This window comes from Sphingomonas pokkalii (assembly GCF_003096275.1).
GTDB lineage: Bacteria > Pseudomonadota > Alphaproteobacteria > Sphingomonadales > Sphingomonadaceae > Sphingomonas > Sphingomonas pokkalii.
Genome location: NZ_QENQ01000001.1, coordinates 2,698,611 through 2,723,431 on the forward strand (window position 1 = coordinate 2,698,611; position 24,821 = coordinate 2,723,431).

The 24,821-nt window shown below is 66.8% G+C and carries 18 protein-coding genes; 5 read left to right on the forward strand and 13 right to left on the reverse strand.

Annotated features, from left to right (window positions below):
* Positions 1-178: 178 nt before the first annotated feature.
* Entirely contained in the window at positions 179-373 is a 195-nt protein-coding gene (locus DD559_RS12400) for a hypothetical protein (RefSeq protein ID WP_368389687.1), read from the reverse strand.
* A 251-nt stretch (positions 374-624) separates the two neighbouring features.
* Between DD559_RS12400 and DD559_RS12405 the strand changes: the two genes are divergently transcribed.
* The 3 genes from DD559_RS12405 to DD559_RS12415 all read left to right on the forward strand — a co-directional run bounded on the left by DD559_RS12405 (position 625) and on the right by DD559_RS12415 (position 3,496).
* Complete coding sequence (locus tag DD559_RS12405; RefSeq protein WP_206364498.1) at positions 625-1,254, forward strand: hypothetical protein; 630 nt, start codon at positions 625-627, stop codon at positions 1,252-1,254.
* Between the two features lie 179 nt (positions 1,255-1,433).
* Positions 1,434-2,084: a Crp/Fnr family transcriptional regulator gene (locus DD559_RS12410; RefSeq protein ID WP_240610235.1), complete on the forward strand. Its 651-nt coding sequence runs from the start codon at positions 1,434-1,436 to the stop codon at positions 2,082-2,084.
* A gap of 338 nt (positions 2,085-2,422) precedes the next feature.
* Positions 2,423-3,496, forward strand: coding sequence for a PLP-dependent cysteine synthase family protein (locus DD559_RS12415; RefSeq protein ID WP_116469449.1), 1,074 nt, complete (start codon positions 2,423-2,425; stop codon positions 3,494-3,496).
* Positions 3,497-3,503: 7 nt separating this feature from the next.
* On the opposite strand, the gene DD559_RS12420 is transcribed toward DD559_RS12415, so the two are convergent.
* Positions 3,504-4,994, reverse strand: coding sequence for a tannase/feruloyl esterase family alpha/beta hydrolase (locus tag DD559_RS12420; RefSeq protein WP_240610236.1), 1,491 nt, complete (start codon positions 4,992-4,994; stop codon positions 3,504-3,506).
* A gap of 378 nt (positions 4,995-5,372) precedes the next feature.
* Between DD559_RS12420 and DD559_RS12425 the strand changes: the two genes are divergently transcribed.
* Positions 5,373-7,427, forward strand: coding sequence for a phosphocholine-specific phospholipase C (locus DD559_RS12425; protein ID WP_116470892.1), 2,055 nt, complete (start codon positions 5,373-5,375; stop codon positions 7,425-7,427).
* A gap of 94 nt (positions 7,428-7,521) precedes the next feature.
* A complete protein-coding gene (locus tag DD559_RS12430) occupies positions 7,522-8,508 on the forward strand; it encodes a LacI family DNA-binding transcriptional regulator (protein WP_116469450.1) in 987 nt (328 codons plus the stop codon).
* Positions 8,509-8,532: 24 nt separating this feature from the next.
* Here DD559_RS12430 and DD559_RS12435 read toward each other — a convergent pair whose 3' ends face one another.
* The 11 genes from DD559_RS12435 to DD559_RS12485 form a co-directional block, all read right to left on the reverse strand.
* On the reverse strand, positions 8,533-10,356 hold the full coding sequence (locus tag DD559_RS12435; protein WP_116469451.1) for a response regulator: 1,824 nt from the start codon (positions 10,354-10,356) through the stop codon (positions 8,533-8,535).
* Positions 10,349-11,221, reverse strand: coding sequence for a CheR family methyltransferase (locus DD559_RS12440; protein ID WP_116469452.1), 873 nt, complete (start codon positions 11,219-11,221; stop codon positions 10,349-10,351). Before DD559_RS12440 ends, DD559_RS12435 begins: the two co-directional genes overlap by 8 nt.
* Positions 11,206-14,313, reverse strand: a complete 3,108-nt coding sequence (locus DD559_RS12445) for a response regulator (protein WP_206364499.1) — start codon at positions 14,311-14,313, stop codon at positions 11,206-11,208. Before DD559_RS12445 ends, DD559_RS12440 begins: the two co-directional genes overlap by 16 nt.
* A gap of 71 nt (positions 14,314-14,384) precedes the next feature.
* Positions 14,385-15,272 carry an MlaA family lipoprotein gene (locus DD559_RS12450; RefSeq protein ID WP_116469454.1) on the reverse strand — a complete coding sequence of 296 codons (888 nt, stop codon included), beginning with the start codon at positions 15,270-15,272 and terminating at the stop codon, positions 14,385-14,387.
* A 141-nt stretch (positions 15,273-15,413) separates the two neighbouring features.
* Positions 15,414-16,808 (reverse strand): TolC family protein, encoded by a 1,395-nt coding sequence (locus DD559_RS12455; protein ID WP_116469455.1) that lies wholly within the window; start codon positions 16,806-16,808, stop codon positions 15,414-15,416.
* Positions 16,805-17,863, reverse strand: a complete 1,059-nt coding sequence (locus DD559_RS12460; protein ID WP_240610237.1) for an HlyD family secretion protein — start codon at positions 17,861-17,863, stop codon at positions 16,805-16,807. The genes DD559_RS12455 and DD559_RS12460 overlap by 4 nt, the downstream gene beginning before the upstream one ends.
* Positions 17,847-19,538 carry an ATP-binding cassette domain-containing protein gene (locus DD559_RS12465; RefSeq protein WP_116469457.1) on the reverse strand — a complete coding sequence of 564 codons (1,692 nt, stop codon included), beginning with the start codon at positions 19,536-19,538 and terminating at the stop codon, positions 17,847-17,849. The genes DD559_RS12460 and DD559_RS12465 overlap by 17 nt, the downstream gene beginning before the upstream one ends.
* A 72-nt stretch (positions 19,539-19,610) precedes the next feature.
* Positions 19,611-20,546 (reverse strand): hydrogen peroxide-inducible genes activator, encoded by a 936-nt coding sequence (locus DD559_RS12470; protein ID WP_240610238.1) that lies wholly within the window; start codon positions 20,544-20,546, stop codon positions 19,611-19,613.
* A 62-nt stretch (positions 20,547-20,608) separates the two neighbouring features.
* Positions 20,609-20,860 (reverse strand): hypothetical protein, encoded by a 252-nt coding sequence (locus tag DD559_RS12475; RefSeq protein WP_116469459.1) that lies wholly within the window; start codon positions 20,858-20,860, stop codon positions 20,609-20,611.
* On the reverse strand, positions 20,857-23,265 hold the full coding sequence (locus DD559_RS12480) for a YbcC family protein (protein WP_116469460.1): 2,409 nt from the start codon (positions 23,263-23,265) through the stop codon (positions 20,857-20,859). Before DD559_RS12480 ends, DD559_RS12475 begins: the two co-directional genes overlap by 4 nt.
* Before the next feature lie 4 nt (positions 23,266-23,269).
* Positions 23,270-24,817, reverse strand: a complete 1,548-nt coding sequence (locus tag DD559_RS12485; protein WP_116469461.1) for an NADH-quinone oxidoreductase subunit L — start codon at positions 24,815-24,817, stop codon at positions 23,270-23,272.
* Positions 24,818-24,821: the final 4 nt, after the last annotated feature.

Here is a 24,821-nt window from a genome sequence, read left to right on the forward strand (position 1 = left end):
GTTTCTAAAGCTACAGCGGAAATTTGACTTCGTTACGGTGCCGGGAGCCAATATGGGGGAGGTTCTCCAGCACAAGCTGTCCGACAGACGCCCCCAACGCCAGAGCAGCGTTGCCACCGCGTCTGCGCCAAGAGGCGACCAAAGACGTCCTGCTTGCCGTGCCAGGTCAGTGCGCGCGTCAGTTCCGCGCCTCTTCGAGTTGCTTGCGCGTCCGCGACGATGTCGCGATTTCGCCGGTTTCCATCCGTTGCTTGAAGCGGCGCAGCGCGACTTCGCGGTCCTCGGTTATCCGGGAATCCCATTCGACGGTACCACCGGCAGGCGCCTTGACCGCCCAGTGGCGGCGTTCGCGATCGAGGACGTCGATCCACACCAAATTGTCGAGGATCGGCGAAAGGTCCGCAAAATCACGCCAGAAGGCGACGGCGGTTGCAGCTTTTCCTTTGAATAGCGCAGGCTAACCGCAGTCTCCGGCAGTTCGTCACACCTGACCTTTTGGCCATGCTCCCCACCCTGTCCGAACGCGCTAAGAAGCGACGTCGCGTCTAGATACGCTTTTCCTTCCGCTCTCCGGGGCGCGGCACCCGCCAAGCCGATGAAGCAGCGCGAGGACCAGCACCGCACATGACCAACGGAGCCGCGGAACGGCGGGAATATCCAGCCCCAGATACGGACTTGCCGACAAGGTTGGTTACCGCGCAACCGATACTGCGCACTTTGGTCCAATCCGCCTTCGATTCCGCCGCCAATGACGACTCGCCCTATGGTCGCGCCGCGCATCTTCATGGGCGGATGCAGGCGATTTCATGCTATGACAGGGCGATCGCCGTAGAGTCCGGCATTGATCTGGAATTGCTGGTGCGCGACGAACTTCGCGCGTTTCAGTTCGGCTATGCACCGGGAATCATGGTGGAGGGGCCGGAGGTTCGCCTTCGCCCGGATACCGGCCGGTTCGTCGCGCTGGCCCTGCACGAACTTGCGACCAATTCGATCAAGTTCGGGATGCTGGGCCGATCCGGCCCAGATGCGGCGCTCCGCGTGACATGGGCCTTCCGGAACGATGGGCTGGAGCTTGCTTGGCAGGAGTCCGGCGTTGCGGTCCTCGCCACGCTGCCGGCGCGGCGAAAGGGTTTCGGCCAGACGCTGATCGAAGACATATTGCCGCGCCATCTCGGCGCGGCATCCCGCTTCGCGCTCGTGCCCGGCGGCGTCGAATGCGCCATCTTGCTGCCTGCACAAACGTTTGGAATCTAACGATCCGATGCTTCCGCGAGGCATCGTGAACCTTCCAGATGCCTGCGCGTTGCGGGAATATGCTGAAATCCATCCATCCGGCGCCCGGTACGAGCGTTTCCCGCCGGCTAAGTGGGTTGGCCCAACTCACAGATCCTGATCGCGCCCTCCTGCAAGACGCCACATTGCACCCCCAACTGGTGCCGACTGCGCGCGACCTGATCGTCGAAGGGCAGCGTACGGCAGGGCCGCTGCTGGTGCTCGAAGGCTGGCTCGGCCGCACCCGATTGTTCCGGGACGGCCGCCGCCAGATACTCAGCTTCCTCGTCCCGGGAGACGTGATTACGGAAACCGCCTGTGCGCACCCAGTCGCGTTGAGCACGATCACCGCACTCAGCGATGCACGGCTATGCCCGGCCCCGCCTCCCAACTCGCCCGGGCTGGAACAAGCCTATGCCGCCAGCGCCGCGCTGACCGAATGCTATCTGTTCCGCCAGATTGCCCGGCTGGGGCGGATGAGCGCCTATGAACGGATCCTCGATTGGCTGAACGAAATGCATGAGCGACTGGCGCTTGCCGGCGTGGCCGGGCCGGACAGCTTCGTGATGCCGCTGACCCAGGAGATACTGGGCGATGCGCTCGGCCTGACCAGCGTACATGTCAACCGCACCCTTCAAGCCATGCGCCGCGATGGCATCCTGGAATGGCGAGGCGGTGTCGTTCGCATGGTGCAGGCCGCGCGCGCATCCGATCCATCCGCCACGCGCGGCACGGCGGCACGGATCGCGGAACCAGCGGCGCAGCGTGCCCGTCCGCCGCACCGCGCATCGCTTGAGAATTCGGCTGCGTAGCAATACCAACCTGCGAGATTTCTGACTCATACCGAGTTGCGTTGCTAAGAACCCATCGCTGCGCTGCACATCGTCATCCCGGCGAAAGCCGGGGTCCATCAAGGTCGCGCTATCGGCTCTTGCTGACACCGACAGGCGCATAGATCCTGGCGTGTGCCGGGATGACGGCGCGGAGGCGGATGAGTCCATGTCCATGCAGCTTGGTAAAAGCGCGCCATTTCCGCCGGACAATCGCCATAGCGGCGAGACAGGCAGGCAGGCGATCGGCCGCACCGCATTAGCGACACGCGGTCCGCCCGGAGTCGACGGAGACGCCTTCACCTCGCTATGGCGCAGGCATGATCGATACGAACGCCCGCGATCGCGCCTGGGTAGACCAGGCCGTGCGCATCATCGATGCGGAATTCACCCGCTCCGCCGATACCCATCTGGTCCCCGTCGAGCTGCCGGGCGCTCCCGGTATCAGCCTGTATCTGAAGGATGAATCCAGCCATCCGACGGGAAGCCTGAAGCATCGCCTGGGCCGATCCTTGTTCCTCTATGCGCTCTGCAACGGCTGGATCGGCCCGGAGACCACGATCGTCGAAGCCTCCAGCGGATCGACCGCCGTATCCGAATCCTATTTCGCCCGGATGATCGGCCTGCCCTTCGTGGCGGTGCTGCCGCGCGGCACTTCGCCCGAAAAGATCGCTGCCATCGAATTCCATGGCGGCAGTTGCCACCAGGTCGATGACCCCCGTTCAGTGCGAAGCGAAGCGCAACGGCTGGCCCAGGCGCTGGGCGGCCATTTCATGGATCAGTTCACCTATGCCGAACGCGCTACCGATTGGCGCGGCAACAACAATATCGCCCAGTCCATCTTCGATCAGATGGCACAGGAGGCGCATCCAGTGCCCAGCCACATCGTTTGCGGCGCCGGCACCGGCGGCACCTCGGCCACCATCGGCCGCTATCTCCGCTATCGCCGCCTGGCGACGCGGCTCTGCGTCGCCGATCCCGAAGCATCGGTGTTCCACCGCCATTATGCGGATCGGACGATCACCGAAATTGCCGGCGCGCCGTCTTGCGTGGAAGGAATCGGCCGCCTGCAGTTGGAACCGTCTTTCCTGCCCGATGTGGTCGATCGGATGATCGCGGTGCCCGATGCCGCCAGCCTGGCCGCCGCGTTACGGATCAGCCGCATTCTCGGCCGTCCGTGCGGCGTTTCCACCGGCACCAATATCTGGGCATGCGCCACGCTGATCCGCGAAATGCGCGCGGCGGGGGAACAGGGATCGATCGTAACGCTGCTTTGCGACGATGGGCGGCGCTATGCCTCCACCTGCTTCGACGCGGCGTGGCGCGACGCGCACGGTTTTGAAACCACGACCCACGACGCGGCGCTCGACGATATCTTCACCCACCCGGCCTAGGCCGGGATCAGTTCTCCTTCAGCCGTCCGCAGCTGAAACTTCCGCCGGTGGCCAGCGCCACGTTGGGATAGGGGCACAACGGCCGTTCGCGCCCCGGCCAGGGCGTGTCGGGGCCAGCGGTGGCGGCAATGCTATCCGGCGCCTTCTTCTCCAATACCCATCGCTCCAGCGCGGCCAGGCTGTCGAAGCGGTCGGTCGCAGGGCCACCGGCGCAATGGTTCATGCCGGGGACGGGGAACACGCGCACGAAACCCGCCGCCTGCCCGCCCATCCGCCGATCGACGGCATTCCACCAGGCGATGGTGTCATAGGCGGAAAAGGCCGGGTCGCTCATTCCGTGCGGGACGATCAGCTTGCCGCCGCGGGCGCGGAACCGGGCAAGGTCGGTGTCCTGCATCCCCACATCCTGCCAGGCAGAGGTGGTGAACGGCGCGGCGACGGCATAGATCCGATCGGCATCCCGATCGAAGTCGAACCCCAATTGCCAGGCAAGCAACTGCGTTGGGTCGCTTGGCAGCGCGGTGGGCGGTGTGGTGAATATCGCCGCCAGCGCCCCCGCCCCCAGCAGCACGTTCAGCGCAGGCGGGCCATTTTCCAGCCCCGCCTTCCACACCCGCCACCCGGCTTCGGCGATGCCGCTGTCCCACGGGAATGGTGCATACAGGCGCTTGCCCGCCGCATTTTGTGCACCGCCCATGATCCGCGCCAGCGCGTCGATCACCGGCGTGTCGATGCAGTCGCCGCTGGCGCCGGGGGCGCAACTGCGCTTGCGAAGCGCCGGCACGACGCGATCGGCGGTGCAGCGGCCGATCGCGGCGATCGTGCCGTCGATGGCGCCGTCATCGCCATCGCAGGTCGCCAGCACGACGTCGCGCACCAGCTTCAGCGTCGGCACATCGAGCGCCGCCTTCAGCCTGTCCAGCGTCGGCGTTTCGCCGCGGGCACGCACGATGGAAGCGATCGTCTGGGTATCCCAGGCCTCGGCCAGCGCCGCACGAGGCAGGGCGAAGCCGGGTGCCGCCGCGACGATGCCGTCAAAGGCCTCCGGGTAGCGCTGGGCAAAGGCCATGCCTTCCTGCCCGCCCTTCGAACAGCCCCAGAAGAAACTGGTCGCGCTGTCCCGGCCATAGAAGGCGCGAAGGAGATGATGGCCAAGGTCGTTGGTGGGCTTCAGGCTCGTATGGCCATAATCCCGCCGCGCCCGCGGATCGAAGCCAAAGGCTAGCACCCCGCCATGATCCGCCACCGCGTTGCGGACATTGTCGTGCCCGCTATCCTGCGCGATCACGGCATAGCCGCGTTCCAGCGCGGATCGGTTGCCAGGACCGTTGGGACCGGTCGCGTCACCGATCGTACCGTTGCTGCCGCCGCCGCCCTGGAACAGGTACCGCTGGTTCCACTGCGCGGGGAGGCGCATCCGAAACCCGATGCGATACGCGCCGCCGACCACCCCGTCATGGCCGCCGAAATAGCCTTCGACCAGGCAATGGGCTGGCATGGCCGCGGTACCGGGCTGCGCAGCTTGCCAGTGGGTCGCACTGATTGTCAGGCCGGCAACCGGCGCGCCGCGAAGGGCCGTTTGGGCCAGGGCGGCGCATCGGGCCTCGGGGGAAGCCGCTGCCGCCGCCGGATGCGGGCGATGCGCGGCAAGGGCGCTTCCGGCGGTCCAACTGGCCGCAACGGCGCCGAGCAACATCGCGCGCCGCGCGCTCGATCGTTTCAGGCACATTCACCACCCCTCCCGAATAGCTATCTTGTATAACTTTATCTATCGCCACACCCTTTTGCGGTCAACGCGCGGCTTGTCATGGCATCGTCGTGAAACCGGCGCAGTCGGGCCGATACAAATGCGCCGGCCGGAGATTGGGAAGACATGATGACGAACGGAACGACACGCAGGCGATTTCTGCAGGCCGGGGTGCAGGCAACCGCCGCTACGGCGCTCTCCAGCATCGCGCGTGCCGCCGCGATTCCGGCGGATGTCCGTTCCGGCACGATCCGCGATGTCGCGCATGTCGTCATCCTGATGCAGGAGAACCGCAGCTTCGATCATTATTTCGGCACGTTGAAGGGCGTGCGCGGCTTCGGCGATCCACTGCCGATCCCGTTGGCGGGCGGCGCGTCGGTATGGGCGCAACGCACCGCAGATGGCCGCCTGGTGGCGCCGTTCCATCTTGCCACGGATGCGCATTTCGATCTGATGCGGGTGGCGGGAACGCCGCATAGCTGGCCCGACGCCCAGGCGGCGTGGGACGAGGGCCGCATGGCCCGCTGGCCCGCAGCGAAGACCGAACGCGCGATGGGCCATTATGCCCGCCAAGACCTCGCCTTCCAGTTCGCGCTCGCGGAAAGCTTCACGATCTGCGACGCCTATCACTGCTCGGTGCATACCGGCACCAACACCAACCGGTTATTCCTGTGGACCGGAACCAACGATCCGTCCGGCATGCGGGGCGGGCCCGCGATCGGCAATTCGCATGACGAGCTGGCGGAAAAGGGCGGATGGCCCGAACCCTATCGCTGGACCACCTATCCCGAACGGCTCCAGGCGGCGGGGATCGACTGGCGGATCTATCAGGATATGGCGGACAACTTCACCGACAACCCGCTGGTCGGTTTCGCCGCCTATCGCCAGGCACCGCCGGAATCGCCGCTGCGCCAGCGCGCGCTGACCACCCATGGGCTCGATCGATTGCGCGCCGACGTCCTCGCCGGACGGCTGCCGCAGATATCGTGGGTCATCGCCGATGCGGCGGGCAGCGAGCATCCCGGCCCGTCCAGCCCGGTCCAGGGTGCGGCCTATACCGCGGCCGTCATCGATGCCCTCACCGCCGATCCCGCCGTCTGGGCACGCACCGTCCTGCTCGTCATGTTCGACGAGAATGACGGGTTCTTCGATCACGTCCCGCCGCCCGCCCCGCCTTCCCGCGATCCGCAGGCGCCGGGCGGCCTGGCAGGAGCATCGCTGGTCGATACCGGCGGCGAATATCACCTGCACCGCAGCGCCGCCGATGCCGCCTCCGAACGGCCGGAGCTGATCGGCCGCCCCTATGGTCTCGGCCCACGCGTGCCCTGCTATGTCGTCTCGCCGTGGAGCAGGGGCGGCTGGGTCAATTCGCAGGTGTTCGATCATACGTCGGTGATCCGCTTCCTCGAAGCGCGGTTCGGCGTCCAGGAACCCAATATCTCGCCATGGCGCCGCGCAGTGTGCGGCGACCTCACCACCGCCTTCGATTTCAGCCGCCCCAACGATGCCGCCGCCCTGCCCGACCTGCCGGATCCTCGCCCGCTCGCCAGGCGCGCGGCGGCGCTGAAGGGCCAGCCGGAGCCGAGCGCGCCGCCGGCAGCGGCGGGGGTGCCGCGGCAGGAACCGGGCGTGCGCCGGTCCCGCGCGCTGCCCTACGCTCTGGAAGTGCACGACATCGCCGGCGCGGCGGGCGGGATCGGCTTGCGGATGCGGTGCGAAGGCGCCGCTGCGGTCCTCCACGTCTATGATCGCCTGCGGCTCGACCGCCTGCCGCGCCGCTACACGCTCACCGCCGGGGCGACACTGGAAGCGGAATGGCCGCTCGATCCCGATGGCGCCTATGATCTCTGGGTAACGGGCCCCGCCGGCTTTCATCGGCATTTCGCCGGTCGCGGCCGGGAATCGCTAAGCCGGGCGAACTGGCGGCAGATCCGGCGCACGCTGCATCCCGGGCTGGAGATCGCCGCGCCGGTCGGCTGGGCGCTCGCCTGGCCCCGCCATGCCGATCGCTTCGCCGACGGCAAGGTCGCACGGGCGGAGACCCGGTTCTCGCTCGAATCCAGCGCCGGCTGGTATGATCTCGTCCTCAGCGATCCGGCGATGCCGGGCTTCCGCCGCCGGCTGGCCGGACGGGTAGAAACCGGCAGGCCCGGCCTTTCGGAACCACCGCTCGATTACCGATAAAATCGGCAACAGTTATGGGTTCCCAATTCGTACGAAACCGCTACTGTCACCGTTGACAACGGACGTTCAGGCGGGGGCAGCGCAATTGAAGCCGGTGGGACTTGTTGAACTTGCAAAGATTGCGGGTGTATCGGTTTCCACCGCTTCACGCGCACTATCCAACCATCCGCGCGTAGCCAAGGCTACGCGAGAACGAATACTTTATTTGGCCAAGGAGCTTGGCTTTCGGCTGAATCAAACCGCGAGTGCGCTTCGCAAGCAGCGCACGGGGGCGATCGGTGTCGTCGTGCCGCTGGGCCATGAACGCGATCAGTCGCTCTCCGACCCCTTCTTCATGGGCCTGCTGGGGGGCCTGGCCGATGCGCTTGCCAAGCGCAGCTATGATCTGCTGCTGTCGCGCGTGGTGCCGGAAGGGCCGGACTGGCTGGAAGACATCATCGCCGCCGGCCGCGTCGATGGCATCATCCTGATCGGGCAGTCGAACGAGATCGAGGCGATCGAACGCGCCGCCGAACGATACCCGCAGATGATCGTCTGGGGCGCAGCGCGCCTCGGCTCGCACCAGGTAACGGTCGGCACCGATAACCTCACCGGCGGCGAACTCGCCGCCCGTCACCTGCTGCAACGTGGCTGCCGCCGGCTCGCCTTTCTCGGCTCCCCCGACGTGCCGGAATTCGCCGATCGTTATCGCGGATTCCATGCCGCCGTGGCGGAGGCAACCGATGTCACCGCAGTCGTGGTGCCGATGCACCTGACCCTGGAGGATGCCTATCGTGAGATATCCGGGTATCTGGCCACCCATCCTGCGCCGGATGGTATCTTCGCCGCGTCGGACGTCGTCGCGATGAGCGCGATGCGCGCATTGTCCGATCGCGGGCTGCGCGTACCGGCAGATGTCGCGGTAGTGGGATATGACGATATCGTGCTCGCGCCACACACCTCACCGCCGCTGACCACCGTGCGGCAGGATGTACGCTATGGTGCGGAGTTGATGGTGGAACTGCTGCTCGCGCGGATCGGTGGCGCAACGGTGGGTTCCGTCGCCATGCAGCCCGAACTCATCGTCCGCGGCTCGGCCTGATCGGACCGAGCACCCGAGGCGGGATCACGCCCGCGTCGAAGCCGCCGCATCGCAGAACAGGCCAGCCAGGACGGTGCAAATCGTCTCGCCATCGAACGGCTTTTCGACGATCGGTACCGCCCCCACCCCCAGCGGCAGATGATCCCGACCATATCCGCTGACGAACAGGAACGGGATACCGCGCGTAGCAAGCGCCCCTGCGACATCATCCACCAAAGCGCCCTGTAAATTCCCGTCCAGAAGCACCGCGTCGATCATCGAATCCGAACGGATCGCCGCCATCGCCTCCCCTGCCGTGGCGGCAAGGCCGATCACCTCGCAGCCAGCCTCCCCCAGAATGGCCGAGAGTTCGAGCGCGACAAGCGGCTCGTCCTCGACAATCAGCAGGCGCTTGCCGCGGATCGTGGCGACGGCCTCGGCCGATGTCGCGGCGGCGGTCTGCTTCCGGCGAGCCCGGTCCTCCGTGCGCAACCGCACGGCACTGGCATAGGGGACGGTGAGCAGCCATCGCATCCCGCCCTCGCCATAGGATGGTTCCGCGCTGCCTCCCTCCGCCTTCAGGCTCCGCTCGATCAGCGCCGTGCCGAAGCCGCGGCGAGCCGGCGCGGCTACGGGCGGTCCACCGCTTTCGCGCCAATCCAGCGCCAGCACCCCGTCGCGCACCTGCCATGTCAACGCCACCCGCCCCTCGGGCACGGATAAGGCGCCATATTTATGCGCGTTCGTCACCAATTCGTGCAGCACGAGCGCCAGATGCAGCGCCGGTTCGGGGGCCAAGTCCAGGTCGGCGCCTTGGGCCACAAAGCGCCCCTCGTCCACCGTGCCGATCTGCACCTGGCCTGCCACCAATTCCTGCAGGCTTGCCCCCTGCCAGGTCGTGCTGCTGAGCAGCGAGTGCGCACGCGCCAGCGCGTGGATACGGCCGATAAAGGTCGGCGCGAAATCGGATGGGCCGGAGGAATGGCGAAGCGTTTGCGTCGCGATCGCCTGCACCGATGCCAGCGTATTCTTCACCCGATGGTTGAGTTCGCCGATCAGCAGGCGCTGTGTCTCCTCGGCACGGGCGCGATCGGTAACATCGAGAATCTGGGTATTGACGGAAAACAGCCGCTGATCGGGCCCGAGCAACGCCGATCCATAGCATTCGCAGTCGAGCGTCAGTCCTTCGGCGGTACGCATCCGCAGTACCGCCTTGTCGCGGGTCGTCTCGCCCGCGATCATGCCGTCGATCATCGCCCGGAACCGCGCCGCATGTTCCTGGTCGAGCCATTCGATCTCGGAGGGGCGCAGGCCAAGCACTTCGGCCGCGCGCCAGCCGAACATGCGCTCGGCTCCGGCCGACCAGGCGATCACCCGTTGCTCCGCATCGAATTCGACGACGGCCAGCGGCGAATTGTCGCGATGTGCCTTCAGCCGTGCAAGCGCGGCAGCATGGCGATCGCGTTGCAACGCGATCTCCTGCCGCTGGCGCGCCAGTTCAACGAAGATCCCCACCTTGTTGCGCACGATCTGCGGGTCCACCGGCTTGAGCAGATAGTCGATCGCGCCGGTTTCATATCCGCGAAAGCGTCGCCGCTCGTCGGTGGCGACGGCCGTGAGGAAGATGATCGGAACCCGGCGCGTCCGCTCGGTACCGCGCATCAGTTCGGCCAGTTCGAAGCCGTCCATGCCGGGCATCTGCACGTCTAGCAGTGCCAGCGCGACATCGTGCACCAGTAGCAGCTCGAGCGCCTCCATGCCCGAAGCCGCGGTGAGCAGTTCCAGTCCCTCCTGTTGCAACAGCGCTTCCAGCGCGATCAGGTTTTCAGGCACGTCATCGACAGCCAGGACCTTCACCGTCTCACGCATCGGCCAGCACCTGCAATTCGCTGGCGCCGCGACGGTAGATTTTCTCGGCCCGATCGAAGTCCGCAAAAGCATTCGAATGCTGGGAAAAACGCAACGTCTCGCGCGATCCCAGCCCCAGAAAGCCGCCCCGCACCAGCGACGCACCGAACAGCCCCAGCGCGCGATCCTGCAACGCGCGGTCGAAATAGATCAGCACATTGCGGCTGGAAACCAGCTGCACTTCGGCAAACACCTGATCGGTGGACAGGCTATGCTCGGCAAAGACGGCGCGGGCACGCAGGCTCTTGTCGAACACCGCCGCGCCATAGGCAGCCGTGTAATAGCCGGAAAGCGATCCTCGTCCGCCGGAGCGGCGATGATTCTCGGTGAACTGGGGGATGCGCTCCAGGTCGAAGATACCGGCCTTCGCCTTTGCAAGCGCGGCCGGGCTGATGTCGGTGCAATAGAAGATCGTCCGATCCTCCAGCCCTTCCTCGCGGAACAGGATCGCCAGCGAATAGAATTCCTCGCCATTGGCACATCCCGCGATCCACACCTTGAGCGACGGCCAGGTGCGCAGGTGCGGCACCACCGTCTCGCGCAGGGCACGAAAATAATCGGGGTCGCGAAACATCTCGCTCACCTGGATGGTCAGGAACCCCATCAGCTCGGCGAGCACGGCCGGTTCGCGGAGCAACCGATGCTGGAGCTGCGAGAGGCCATCGCAGCCAAATCGCTGGCAAGCCCGCTCCAGTCGGCGAAACAGCGAGCTGCGCGAATAGCCGCGGAAATCATACTGATACTGCCGCCAGACTGCCTCCAGCATCAGGTCCAGTTCGATTTCCTCATGCGGCAGGATCGGATCCTCGTTCAACGCGGCATCCACACGCGCGCCAGGCTCAGCAGCTTGTCGATATCGAGCGGCTTGGCGAGATAATCGTTGGCACCAGCGTCGAGGCAATCCTGCTGGTCGCGCGCCATCGCCTTGGCGGTCAGCGCGATGATCGGCAGCGTCCTGCCCCAGGGCTGCCTGCGGATCTCCCGCGTGGCGGTAAGGCCATCCATCTCCGGCATCATCACGTCCATCAGCACCAGATCGACCGGGTCCGCGCGCTTGTGCGCGGATTCCTCCAGCGCTTGCAGCGCTTCACGGCCGTTACGGGCGATGCGGACCTTGACTCCATGGGGTTCGAAAATGCTGGTAAGGGCATAAACGTTCCGAATGTCGTCTTCGACCACGAGAATGCATCGCCCCTCCAGCGCCGCGTCACGGCCCAGGGCCTTGGCGATCAGCTGCTGCTGCGGCTCGGGCAGTTCGGAGACGACCTGGTGCAGGAACAGCGTCACTTCGTCGAGCAGCCGTTCGGGCGATTTGGCGCCCTTCACGATGATCGACTTGGAATAGCGGCGAAGCCGCAGTTCCTCGTCCGCGCTCAGATCGCGGCCGGTATAGACGATCACCGGCGGGAAGCCGACGCTTTCATCCTCGCTTAGCCGATCGAGCAGATCGAGGCCGGAGGCATCGGGCAGGTTCAGGTCCAGCACCATGCAGTCGAACGTGTCCTGCCCCAGCCGCGCGACGCATTCGGCGGCCGAATGTGCCTCGATCGTCTCGACATCGCGTGAGGCAAGCAGTTGCTTCACGCTTTCGGCCTGTTGGGCATCATCTTCCACTACCAGCACACGGCGCATCCGCTGCGCCATCCGGGCTTCCAGTCCCTCCAGCATCTCGACAAGCTGCTCGCGCCGCACCGGCTTGAACAGATAGCCGACCGCGCCGCTCGAAAGCGCGGCCTGGCTGTCATCATCGACGGAGACGACATGCACCGGGATATGCCGCGTGCGCACGTCGCGCTTGATCCGATCGAGCACGGAGAGCCCGGTGTGATCCGGCAGGTTCATGTCCAGGATCACCGCGTTCGGGGCATATTGCCGCGCCATCAGCGCGCCTTCGTCCGCCGTGCCGGCGATCAGGCACTGGAAGCCCAGATCGTGCGCGACATCGCAGAGGATGCGGGCGAAAGCGGGGTCGTCCTCCACGATAAGGATCACGCGGCTATCTCCGGAAAGCCGCTCCCGATCATCTTCCGCTGGCGCGGCATTGCGGCGGCGCGCTGGCTTGGGATTGGAAGGCTGGGGCTTTGCCGCCGGCGGCGGCGCGATCGGCACCGCTGCCTGCACCAGCGCCGGATCATAGGCCGCGGGCAATATCAGCGAGAAGCTGCTGCCTTCGCCCGGCGTGCTTTCCACCGCCACTTCGCCGCCCAGCAGCCGCGCCAGCTCGCGCGAGATCGAAAGGCCCAGCCCCGTGCCGCCATATTTCCGGCTGATCGTGCCATCGGCCTGGCGGAACGCTTCGAAGATCACCTGCTGCTGCTCGGCCGCGATGCCCACGCCGGTGTCGCGCACCGTGAACGCGATCCGCCCGTCCGGCCGGCGAGCGACGGCCAGCGACACCTCCCCTTTCGCGGTGAACTTGATCGCGTTGGACAGGAAGTTCTTCAGCACCTGCTCCAGCCGCTGCGGATCGGTTTCGACTTCGCCAGGCGCTTGCGTGTCCGGTTCGATCCGCAGCGCAAGTCCCTTGGCGCTGGCCGCTGCGGCGAACACCGCCTTCAGTTTGTCGAGTACCGGCGCTATCCGGATGCGCCGCGGCTGCAGTTCCAGCTTGCCCGCCTCGATCTTCGAGATGTCGAGGATGTCGTTGATCAGCGTGAGCAGGTCGTTGCCCGAGGTTTCGATCGTTTCGGCGTGCCGCACCTGGTCGGACGTGAGATTGCCCGCCCGATTCTCGGCGAGGAGCCGTGCCATGATGAGCAACGAATTGAGCGGCGTGCGCAGCTCGTGGCTCATATTGGCGAGGAACTCGGATTTGTAGCGGCTGGCCTGTTCCAGATCGGCCGCCTGCTGTTCGAGCGCACCCTGCGCACGGGCAAGTTCGTCGCGCTGCAGTTCCAGCTGCCGGGCCTGCGCCTCCAGTTCGGCGTTGGTCTGCTCGAGCGCGCTCTGCTGCGCTTCCAGCCGCGCTGCCGTGTCCTGAAGGTTGCGGCTCTGCGTCTCCAGCTCGTCATTGTTTGCACGAAGTTCTTCGCTCTGCACCTGCAACTCTTCAGCCTGCCGCTGCGTCTCTTCCAGCAGCTCCCGTAGCCGGGCGCGATATTTTCCCGACCGGATCGATATGCCCAGCTGCGGCGCGACGCGATCGAGCAGCGCTTGCACCTGCGGATCGACGGCATGCGGAAAACCGAGTTCGATCGCGGCGTTCACTTCACCGTCCGCTTCGGTCGTCGCGATCAGCAAGGTGCGCGGCTGGGCTTGGCCAAGGCCGGAACCGTAATAGAGATAGCCTTCGGGTACCGCATCGACCACGAACTGGCGACGATCGGCGATCGCCTGACCCAGCAGGCCGTCACCGGGCGTCACCCATTCGGGCAGTGCCGCATCCGCCGGCACCGCATAGGTCGCCTGGCGCCGGAATCCCTGGCCGCCCGGATCGCGCACGAACAGCGCCCCTGCCTGCGCCCCACAATGCTCGGCCAGGGAACGCAACGCGTGCCCCGCGAGCTGGTCGAGTGGCAGTTCGCCCGCCACAGCCTTGGCGAGCTCTACTTGCCCCGACTGCAACCATTCCTCGCGGCGTATCGCCAGGCGGTTGCGGATGAAAACAAATCCGATCCCTGCCAGCATCCAGGTGATCGAGGCGCCCAAGATGCGGTTGACGAGCACCACCTGCGGATCGACGCCAGGCGGCGCAAAGGTGAAGCCGGCGAAGCTGAGCAGTGTGGCCAGCGCGGCGATCACCAAAGGCACCACCGGCTGCCCCGCCATAAAGGCGATCACCGTAGGCAACAGGTACCCCGCCCAGGTCGCCGTACCCAAGGGTAGCACCAGATCGGCGCCGAACGGCAAGACCATCAGCAAGCCGAGGCCAGCATAGAAAGGCAAGGAGGGACGACGGCCGCGCTGTGCTGGGGACATGTGGAAACTCAAGGGGATAGATCAGGATGGCGTACCGCCCCGGCACCCTGCCTGCAACCCTGCCCCTTGTTTCAGGCGGCGCCGTCGTCGCCTGCGCCCCGTTCCCGCGACGGGCGACGGCAGCGCTGCGGCGCCGGCTCGCCAAGCACCGGGCGGCCATGCAGCGCTTCGATCCGCTCCCGTTGCCGCCGCAGATACAGGGTCCGCCGGGTCGCATAAGGGTTGTCGCTAGCATCTACCGTGCGCAGCGCCTCTTCCTTCTGGTCGCGTCGATCCAGGATACGCACCGCCGCCGATCCGATCACATAAGGGCGCGAACGGAACGGTCCGCCCAGCGCGAAGGGCGAGGCGAAGAAATCGACCATGCCTCCCACGACATCGCGCAGCGTCGTCGGTCCGGCGACCGGCACGAACAGGAACGGCCCCGGCGCCACGCCATAATAGCCCAGCGTGTCGGAAAAGCGGTTCTGCCGCAGCGGCAGGTTGAACGGACAGCGCTTCGCGACATCGATCGTCCCGCCCAGGCCCAGCGTAGTGTTGATGGTGAAGCGGCCAAGCGTCTCCACCGCCTTGCCCGGCTTCAGCTGCAACAGATAGTTGGCGAAGACCACCGGCTCCCGCAAATTGCTGAAGAAGTTGCGCAGGCCCAGGCGGATGGGCCGAGGCACGCTGCGCACATAGGTCCGGGCAGCGGGTTCGGTGATCGCATCGTCGATGCGCTGCGTCGCCGAGAAGGACAAAGCGTTGACTCGCTCCAAAGGGTCATCCGGCGCGTCGCGGCGGCGCGCCGAAACTACGATCTCCTCTCCCATCGCCGGATCGGCGCGAAGCTCTGCGATCTCCACCTTTTCCACGCCGGTCTGGTCCGGCACGCGTTGCTGCTCCACCCAGTGCGTGGCCGCCTGCGCCGGCGCCGCCGGTGGCGCGAGCAGCAGAATACCGATGGCAAAGGCGCTCATCGCCCGCCGCGCCGCGGGGAGGTGGAACCGAAAACGGAAGGGCGGCGGGGCGGCAAGTATCGACTCTCGATGGTGCTTCCACAACAAGACGTTGCCAGCGCCACGATACCGCACGGGGCACGCGCAAAAAGCGCTACGGGGCTACAAGCCCAGCGCGTCCCGATCCGCCGTCGCGGCGGCAAGATCCGCGCGCGCGACCAGCGCCTGGTAGCGGGCGTCCAGCGCGCGCAGCCGCGCGTCGGTGGCGCTTTCCTCGCGCTGGTTGATCAGGAAGAAGTCGCTGGCACCCATGTCGAACCGGCGCTGCTCGGCCGTCGCCATCTTTCCCGCAAGATAAGCTTCTTGCGTGGCCAGGTCCGCCACCCGATCTGCGCCTTCGATACCGATGGTGATGCCTTTCACCTCGATCGCGATCTGTTCTTCCAGGATGCGGTGCCGCGTACGGAGCGACTCGATCTCCGCGCGGCTCTCCGCGATCCGGCCGCGGGCGGCGCGGCGCTCGAGCGGCACCGTGAAGCGCACCCCCACGATCGCTTCGGCCGGGGTCCGCGAGGGCCCGCCAGGGCCGAGCGCGCCGACATCCTTGGCCAGTTCGGCGCGGGCATCCAGCCGCGGCCGCAAATCATTCTCGGCCAGTTGCAGCCGCGCCAGCGACTGATCGATACGCACCAGCACTGTCTTCAGGTCCGGCCGCAGGATCGGCCCGGCGCGAGGCGCGACATTGGGCAGTTCGGGCAATGACGCGGGCAGCCGCGCCGCCGCGGGGACCAGCGGCACCCCGTTCTCGTCGCGCCAGAAGAAAGAAAGCGCATTGGCGGTTTCGGCAAGCTTCTGCTCAGCCTGCGCCACCAGCGAGCGGCGACGCGCCAGATTCTGGTCGTTCTCGATTATCAGGATCTGCGGCCGCGCGCCCAGCTGCACCTGGCGGGCCAGCTGGCTACGACGCTTTTCGGAAAGCGCTAGCAGGTCGCGATAGGCCTTCAGCCGCAGCCCCGCCACTGCCCAGGCCTGATACGCGCTCATCGCGCGGCGTTGAACGCCGATCGCGACCATCTCGCGTTCCAGTCGCGCGACGTCTACGTCCTGATCGGCCAGGCGCAGCTTCGTGCGGCGCTCATCGGTCACCCGGTCGCGCAACAGCGAAAAGATCGCACCGACTTTGAACTCGCCGAGCTGGTTGGTGTAGGCCTTGTCCTCATAGACCGGGAACTTGCCGCGCGACACGCGATAGCCAGCGTAAAGGCCGCCGCCATTGTTATCGAGCGGCCGGCTAACCTTCGCATCGACGCTCGTCCCGTCGTAATAGCCAAGCGCCCGCGTCTGCGCGTCGACATCGAACACGACGTCGAAAGCTCCTTCGACGCTCAGCGCCTTGCCCTCGGCCTGACGCTGCTTGGCCAGCGCCTCGATGATTTGGGGGGCGTTTTTGGCGGAGGCGCGCAAAACTTCGTCCAGCGTGAGCGGGGACTGCGCCGCGGCCGGCACGGGGAGCGCGGCCAGCGCCGCGACGCAGAGGGCGAGCAATCGACGCATCATTTGCTCTTCTTCTTGTACACATCCATGCTCTTCTCCTCGCTCTTCACGGCATTGCCGAATTCGAGCGGGAAGTCGTTGAGCTGGCGCCAGAGTTCATAGCCGACCGACACGGTTTCACCCTGTACCCAGCCGCGCACCTTCGCCCCCAGGCGGACGAAGCGGTCGCTCGGCCAGGGCTGGGTGCCCGGCAGCGGCTCGATCAGGACGCGGAACAGGCCGGTGGACATGGCAGCGGGATCGACCGAGCGGACCCGCCCGTCGAACAGGCCCCAGGCGACCGAAGGCCAGCCGCTGAACTGGATCGCCGGCCAGCCCTCAAACTCCAGCCGCACGCGGCGGCCGGGGCGGACCAGCGCGATGTCGCGCCCGTCGACCATCAGTTCCACCACGCGTTCGGTGTTGCCCTCGGGAGTCAGCGTCGCCAGTTCGGTACCGGCACTCACCAGTGTCGCACTGGCAGCGGCATTGAGGCTCTGGATGCGGCCATCGCGCGGTGCCCGCACGATCTGTTCCGCCTGGCGCCGCAACGACACCTGGATGCGGTTCAGCTTCGCCCGCGAATCCGCCAGCTTCGCACTCTGATCGGCGACGCGGATCTGCGCCTGTTCATATTCGCGCCGTGCGGCAAGCCCTTCGGCATACATCTGGCGGGCACGATTGACGTCGATCGACGCCACGCTGCGGGCGCTTTCAACGGAGGCGATCTCGGCCAGCACCTGATCGCGTTCAGCCGCCAGCCGGGCGAGCAGTTCGGGATCGTTATCCGAAATCTTGGCGATCGGGTCCCCTTTCTTGACCAGCTGGCCATCGGTCACGAACCAGCGATCGACCCGCCCGGGAACGAAGGCCGTCACCGATTGCGCGCGATCATGCGGATCGAGCGCGATCACCTGCCCCTGACCGGGCGCGGTCTGTACCCAGCGGACCGCAACCATCACCGCCCCGGTAACGCCCACGACGAAGATGATCATCCACGCGATCACCCGCGCGATCCGCGGCGGCCGCATTGCCGCCAGCGTCGGGAAGTGGACGATATGGTCAGGCCTGAAGGGCATTGCGTTCCTCCTGGTCGCGCAGTGCCGCGCTGAGTGCTTCCAGCGTTTCGAACCGGGCCTGGGCGGTACGGCCCAGCCATAGATAGCCATCGCGGCGGATCGCCTCGGGCCGCCCGGTGAACAACAGCACGGTGGTGCCGCTTTCCCGCAGCGCGTCGAGCGCGGCGCTCAGCCGCTCGGGCGGCATCAGATCGTATAGCGGGCCGAGCAGCAGCACCCGCGGCTTCGCGAGCAGCGCATTGGCCAGCTTCAGCGCCATCAGTTCGCCGATCGACAGCGGCCAGCCGGAGGCGGCGAGCGGGGTATCCATCCCTTCCGGCAATTGCGCGATCCGCGTGCCCAGCCCCACCAGCGCCAACGCGTCCAGCGCATGGGAGGCCGGAATACCCGCACCGGCGAGACCCAGATATTCGCGGATGCGGATCTCCACGATGGTCGGACGGTCGAGCACGATCACGTCGGAGCGCAGGCGATAGACGTCGAATGCCTCCAGGTCGACGCCGCCCACCATCACCAGCCCGCGATCGGGCTGAAGGTTGCGTTTCAGCAGCATGGATAGCCGGTGATCCATCGTCGGGGCGCCGATGGCGACCAGCTGGCTGCCTGCAGCGATCGTCAGGTCGATGCGTGCATCACCGGATTCGACGCCGCGCAGTTGCACCTCGCCGCTCGCCGGGCCTTCCGGACTGCGCTTCGGCGTATCGTACGGGATGGCATAGAGCATCGATACTTCTTCCGCCGCCGCCACCATGTCGTAATAGGCTTCGAGATAGGTGCCGAGCTGACCCAGGCCATAGAAGACGCCGGAAAGGATCAGCTCGGCCGCCACCAGCTGGCCGATCGAAAGCTGCCCCTGCAGGATCAGCCACCCGCCCAGCGCCAGCAGCGCGGCGCTCGCGGTGGCATAGAGCAGCAGGTACGCGCAGGTCTGGACGAAGGTGAAGCGGAAATGGCGACGATGGGCGTCGACATAGCTTGCCGTCATCGCCTCCGATCCGTCCATCGCGAAATTGAGGTGCCGGCTCGACTTGTAGAAACCGTTGGAACTGCCCAGCCCCTCCAGCCAGCGGGCCGCTTCGTGCTTGGCATGGCTGAGCGCCACAGCCGACCGGATCGCACCGGGCGACCAGATCTGCCAGATCAGCAGCACCAACGCGATCAGGATCACGTTGAAGCCCAGGAAGAACGGGTGGTAGAAACTGGTCACGAGCAGACCCACCACCGATTGCAGCAGGATCGTGAACGCGCCGATCACCAGGCTAGGCACACTCTTCTGCACCAGCATCAGATCGAAATAGCGGTTGAACAGGTCGCTGCGGCGGGCATCGGCGAAGAAGGGGTTGCGCGCGTGGACCGCGCGAATGGTGATTTCGGCCAGCGTCCGCGCGAAAATCCGCCGCTCGAACAGCGCCATGATGTGCACGCGCAAGGCGCTGAGCAGCACGACCAGCAGCAGCAGGCCGAACATCAGCGCGGACAGGGTGAGCAGCGGCGCCGGCAGGGCGATCTTCGCGACGCTATTGATCAGCAATTGCACCGAAATCGGCGTGGCCAGCGACAACAGGCTGATAGCGACGCCATAGACCATCGCAAGGCGCAGATACCCGCCATCCGGGCCGATCACCTCGGCCAGCCAGCCGCGCACGTCCGCCAGGCCGATCTTCTGTTTTGCCATCGCCGAAACGTCTCCTTCAGGAACGCTCAAATGTTTGCGATGCACCATTGATACAATGGCACATCAACTATGCTACCTATAGGAAATACCTATGTCCTCGACACAGGCGACAAGCTCGACCGCCAGCCGCTGATAGGCAGCGGCCCGCGCAACGCCGCTGCGCCAAAGCAACCCCAGTTCGCGATAATGTCTCCCGCCGCGAAACGGCCGGGCGACGACATCGTCGCCAGGCCGGATCTCCTGCCGGACATAGAGTTCGGGCAACACCGCCAGGCCCATGCCCATCCCCGCCATCTGCCGGATCGCATCCAGGCTGGTTCCTTCATAATCCTCACGCACCCGCGCGCCTGCCTCTTCGGCAATCGCAATCGTCTGCTCCGCAAGTCGATAGCCGCGCTGGAGCGTCAGCAGATCCTGCCCGGCCAGATCGGCACGGTCGATCGCCGCGCGCCTGGCCAGCGGATGATCGGCCGCCATCGCCAGGTGCAGCGGCTCCCGAAACAGGCGCTCGACATGTGCGCCGGGCGCCTGCAGCGGCAATTGGGCGAGGATCACGTCGTGCCGGCCGGCGGCCAATCCTTCCACCAGCAGCGCAGGCTGGTTCTCGCGGACATGGACGCGCAGATCGTGAAACTGCTGGTGCAGCCTGGCGACCAATCGCGGCAGCAGATAGGCACCCAATGTCGGCGTTACGCCCAACCGGATCGTGCCGAGCAGCACCGCGTCCCCCGCCCCCACCAGTTCGCCCAGATCGCGCACTTCCAGCAGGATGCGTCGCGCGCGCTCCGCCACCTCACGCCCCAGCGGCGTCAGAAAGGCGCGCGCGCCGCGCTCTACCAAGGGGGCGCCCAAGGCTTCTTCGAACTGGCGGATCGCCTGCGACAGGGACGGCTGACTGACCCCTACCAGCGCCGCCGCTCGCGTGAAGCTCGCCTCTTGGGCGAGCGCCACAAGATACCGCAGTTGGCGAAGGTTGATCTGTTGTTCGAAACCGGAAGGAGATGCCATCAGGTCCATAATGCGCACCCATGGCGCAGATATGTTACCACATCCAATATAATCCGTTACATTCAATTGCAGAGCGGCCCTGCGGCCAAAATTATTGCATGTGCGGTGCTGCGCGGCAGCAAAAGATGGCGCAGCATCTCCACGTCATTGGCGATTTCCACCGGGTCGTTGCGAAGTGCTGCCTCCAGCGCCGCCTTCAGCCAGGGGCTGGTGCCGGGGTGGCCGAGCACCCAGGCGATTCGACGATCGATGACCGCCAGCTCCACCTCCGGCTCCTGAAATTTCTGCAGCAGGCGGCCAGGCTGAATCTTCATTGCCCTGCCTCCCCTTCGGTAAAGGGCACCCATTCGAGCCCGCCCGCATAGCGCCAGGCGATACGGCCCGTCTCGTCCATCGCCAGCAAGTGAAGCCAATGGTGATCGAACAGGGCACGGACGCCATCGTGCCGCGCCAGAATCTGCCCGATCGCCGCGGTCGGCGCCTCGATCACCACCGTCAGGCGCAGCGGATCGTGCACGAGCCGTTCGCCGTCATGCACGGATTGCCACGGCAAGCCACCGCGCAGCGTTCCGCCATTGCCTTCCAGCACACCGATTCCGCCCACGGCATTGTGGAGCAGCTTGTTGCCCGCGCCGAACACGCCGGGGGCGACGCTGGACCCATAATATTGCAGGCTGATCCAGCTTGCCACCACCACCGGCGCGGTAAGGATCAGTTCCAGCACCGAAAGCTCGGCATCGCTTTGCCAATCATACTCGTGCAGGAACACGCGGCCGCCCAGGGCCCGGCCCGCGCTGCGGACGCGCGGGGCGGCGAGGAACGCACTGCACCCGGCGAGCCCCCATTCGGGCCGCACCTCCGCCCAATCGCGTCCCCGCGCGGCAATCTGCTTCGCACCCTCAGCCCGCGGCAGCCGCGCCGCCCGTGCGATCGCCGCATCCACGGATGCCCGCGCCAGCGCCTTCTCCACAAGGTCCAGTTCCACCGACGGCGCTTCGGCGCGGTCTTCGGGGAACAGGCGGATCCGATCGCTTGCGGTATCGTGCAGCGCGGCGATCGCCACCGTCTCCGCCGGGATCGTGATGCCCCGCGTCGCCAACCCGGCACGTACGACCGGATCGTTCAGAAGCGCGGCGAGCAACCGGGCATTGACGTCGCCGGCATGGCCGCCACAGGCACCGCATTGCAGCGCGCTGGCGTGGAGATTGTTGGTCACCACAGCGCCATGCCCGACCAGGATCAGCAGCGGCGCAAAGTCCGCCGTCAGCGACATCGCGCGCAATATCCGCTCGGCGTTGTCGATCGCCTGTTGCGGCGGCAGCGGCGGCTGGAAACGCGGGCGGGCATCCGTGGCGTGCGCGGCACCGCCCATCCCCAACGTCGCCTTCAGCAGCTTGGCACCATAGGCGAGGCCGGCCGATTCGACGAATGCGAAGGAAGAAACCGCCGCCTGCTTGAACCGGCCCCAGGCGCGATCGCCCCGGCCGATCGCGTGATCGAGCGCCTCCCGATGCGGATCGGCGCCATCGTCGCTCGTCAGCCCCGGCCGCAACAGCACCGGCAACCGCGCCTCGTGCGAACAGGCCCCATGGGGGCGGTGCGCAGTGCCGAGCCCGAAGAAACCGGCAAAGCCGAGCGTCTGGATGTCGGGCGCCACACGCTCGATCGCCGCCCGTATCGGTTCCGAACGCACGTCGATGCAAAAGGCCATCTGCGCGATCGGCGCCACCGTGCCAGGCCGCGCAACCGGCGCGCGCAACCGCGTCTCCAGGCGGCGCTGCTCCGCCCGCTCCGCCGCATGTTGCAGGATGGCATCGACCCAGGCGTCTTCATCGGGCCGAGCCGGCGCTGCATAGATGCCGACCGCTGCGCTCCACCGCTGGCGCAGTGCCGCGCCGCCCAGTTCCCAAAGGGCAGCCTCCCACACCAATCGGACGGCCAGCAGGTCCAGCAGCGTATCGTCGGCCGCCCCCGCAAGTTCGGCCTGCCAGCGGCGATACCGGGCATATTGCGCCCAGCCACCCAGCGTCATCAACAACCGCTCGAAATAGCGCATGGCCGCTTCGGCGCGCAGCCCCAGCCGGGCGGCGCTCACCGCAATCGCATCGCTGGCCGCCGCCGGCGCGCTGGCCACGAAGGCCCGGAAGCCCGGGAGACCGAAAATCTCCGGCGTACGGTCCACCCGCGCCTGCTCGCGCCAGCCGGCATAGGCCCCCACCGCCTGCGGCGCCGCCCACAGCGCCTGGCCCGCATCGAAATAGCTGCCCGCCCAGGCGCCGATCTGCTCCGCGACCAGCGATGGCCAGTCGGTCCCGGCAACGGCGGCCATTTCTGCCAGCGTCGGATACGGGACTGGCCCGGCAGGGTCGTGGTCGATCGCGGCCAGCACCTGTTCGAACCGGGCCGGTCGTTCGGCGGCCGGCGCGGCACGCCAGGCCTCCCGCAGGTCGGCTTCGGTAACCTCTCCCGCCGCGATGCGCTCGCGATACCAGCGGCGCGGCATCGTCGCACGGGTACCGGCGCTCCGCGCCAGCCAGGCGGAGGCATGGGCGAGACCACGCCCGGTATGGCCCAGAAAGGGGTTCACCGCGACGCTGGTTGCCAGCGGCCACAGCGGCGGAATGCCGCGTGCGGCATGTTCGGCCGCTTCCAGCACCATCCCGACATAGCTGGGCTGCGGCGCATAGGATTGAGGGTCGGCAGTGGCACTACGATACATGGGATCAGGCCTTTCCGAGAAGCCGGCTGCCGATCACCCGATCGAGCAGCGCGTTGACATAGAAACCGTGATGCAGATGGATGCGCAGCCGCTGCGCCGCCGGATGGTCGCACCAGAGCGGCAGCATCGCCTGTGCCACGGCGATTCCGCCAAAGGCGACCAGTGCCACCGCGATCAGCACCCACTGGAACAGCCCCGGCGCCGGCACGGGCGGCAGGGTGGCGGCGGTCATCCACTCGGCCAGCGTGTGCAGCAGGAAATAGGCGACCGTGGCGACGATCGCGAAGCCGAGCGTCCGCTGCAGCAGCGCGCGCGGCGCGGCCGGGCTCATCCCCTGGACGATCAGATAGGCGACGCCGAAGACCAGGATGGCGCCAAGCGCAACCGCCTGCGGCGGCTTGTGCCAGGCGCCCAGCCCGAAGGCGAGCGCGCCATACAGGATCGCCGCCCCCAGCATCGCCAGCGCGACCGCCGCGAAATCGGGCTTGGCCACCGGCCCCAGCCGGCGGGCGGCGGCGATCCGCTCCACGGCGCCCCCGGAGGAGAGAAAGGCATGGGCCTTGTAGAGCGAATGCGCGACGATGTGCAGCAGGGCGAGCGCGAACAGGCCGAGCCCGCACTGCATGGTCATGAACCCCATCTGCGCAACCGTCGACCAGGCGAGCTGCGTCTTCACCGCCGGCTGGGTCGGCAATACCAGGCTGCCGAACAGCGCGGTGAAGCCGCCCAGGATCGCCAGCAGCGCCATCGCGGCCGGCGCCGCGACCATCACATCGGCCAGTCGGATCAGCAGGAACCCGCCGGCATTGATCACGCCGGCATGGAGCAGCGCCGAAACCGGCGTCGGCGCCTCCATCACCTCGGTCAGCCAGCCATGCAGCGGGAAGTGCGCCGATTTGAGCATCGCCGCGATCGCGATCCCCCATGCCGCCAGCGCCATCGCCTCGGGTGCCTCGCCCGCCCGCGCCATGGCCAGCAGGGTCGCGATATCGCTGGTTCCCGTCGCCCGCCACAACAGCAGGGCGGCAGCGATCAGCAGCAGATCCGCCAGCCCGGTGCTCAGCGCCTTCTTCCGCGCCGCCCTGCGCGCGGCGGCACGCTCGGGATAGAAGAGGAGCAGGCGGCGCAGGCCATGGCCGGTCGCGATCCAGGCAAGAACGAGCTGCGGCAGCGTCCCGGCGCTTACCAGCAGCATCACGCTCGCCAGCGTCAGCGCCAGCCAGGCGGTGAACCGCCCCTGCCGGGCCTCGCCATCGAGATAGGTGGCCGCGAACCGCATCACCACCCAGCCGACGAACGCGACGAGCACCAGCATGGTGACGCTCACCACGTCGAGCCGGGTGGCCACGAATGGGTCGGCACCGGAAAGCGCGATCGTCCGCGGTCCCGCGACCGCCAGCCATCCGGCGAGCAGTAGCGCAGCCAGCAGCGCCAGCGCCGCTGCCGCATCGGCGATCCGCAGGCTCGAGCGCGGGCGACGCTGCCGCCCCATCGCCGCCGCCGCAGCCGCGACAGCCAGCACCACCGGCCCCGCATTCGCCAACCACCACATCGCC

What these genes read in the sequence shown, in the direction of transcription:
- DD559_RS12445 (WP_206364499.1), bottom strand. Translation starts at nt 14,313, where the DNA reads ATGTCCCCAGCACAGCGCGGCCGTCGTCCCTCCTTGCCTTTCTATGCT.
- DD559_RS12425 (WP_116470892.1), top strand. Translation starts at nt 5,373, where the DNA reads ATGACGAACGGAACGACACGCAGGCGATTTCTGCAGGCCGGGGTGCAG.
- DD559_RS12470 (WP_240610238.1), bottom strand. Translation starts at nt 20,546, where the DNA reads ATGGCATCTCCTTCCGGTTTCGAACAACAGATCAACCTTCGCCAACTG.
- DD559_RS12420 (WP_240610236.1), bottom strand. Translation starts at nt 4,994, where the DNA reads ATGCCAGCCCATTGCCTGGTCGAAGGCTATTTCGGCGGCCATGACGGG.
- DD559_RS12485 (WP_116469461.1), bottom strand. Translation starts at nt 24,817, where the DNA reads ATGTGGTGGTTGGCGAATGCGGGGCCGGTGGTGCTGGCTGTCGCGGCT.
- DD559_RS12405 (WP_206364498.1), top strand. Translation starts at nt 625, where the DNA reads ATGACCAACGGAGCCGCGGAACGGCGGGAATATCCAGCCCCAGATACG.
- DD559_RS12450 (WP_116469454.1), bottom strand. Translation starts at nt 15,272, where the DNA reads ATGAGCGCCTTTGCCATCGGTATTCTGCTGCTCGCGCCACCGGCGGCG.
- DD559_RS12415 (WP_116469449.1), top strand. Translation starts at nt 2,423, where the DNA reads ATGATCGATACGAACGCCCGCGATCGCGCCTGGGTAGACCAGGCCGTG.
- DD559_RS12480 (WP_116469460.1), bottom strand. Translation starts at nt 23,265, where the DNA reads ATGTATCGTAGTGCCACTGCCGACCCTCAATCCTATGCGCCGCAGCCC.
- DD559_RS12465 (WP_116469457.1), bottom strand. Translation starts at nt 19,538, where the DNA reads ATGGCAAAACAGAAGATCGGCCTGGCGGACGTGCGCGGCTGGCTGGCC.
- DD559_RS12435 (WP_116469451.1), bottom strand. Translation starts at nt 10,356, where the DNA reads ATGCGTGAGACGGTGAAGGTCCTGGCTGTCGATGACGTGCCTGAAAAC.
- DD559_RS12475 (WP_116469459.1), bottom strand. Translation starts at nt 20,860, where the DNA reads ATGAAGATTCAGCCTGGCCGCCTGCTGCAGAAATTTCAGGAGCCGGAG.
- DD559_RS12455 (WP_116469455.1), bottom strand. Translation starts at nt 16,808, where the DNA reads ATGATGCGTCGATTGCTCGCCCTCTGCGTCGCGGCGCTGGCCGCGCTC.
- DD559_RS12460 (WP_240610237.1), bottom strand. Translation starts at nt 17,863, where the DNA reads ATGCCCTTCAGGCCTGACCATATCGTCCACTTCCCGACGCTGGCGGCA.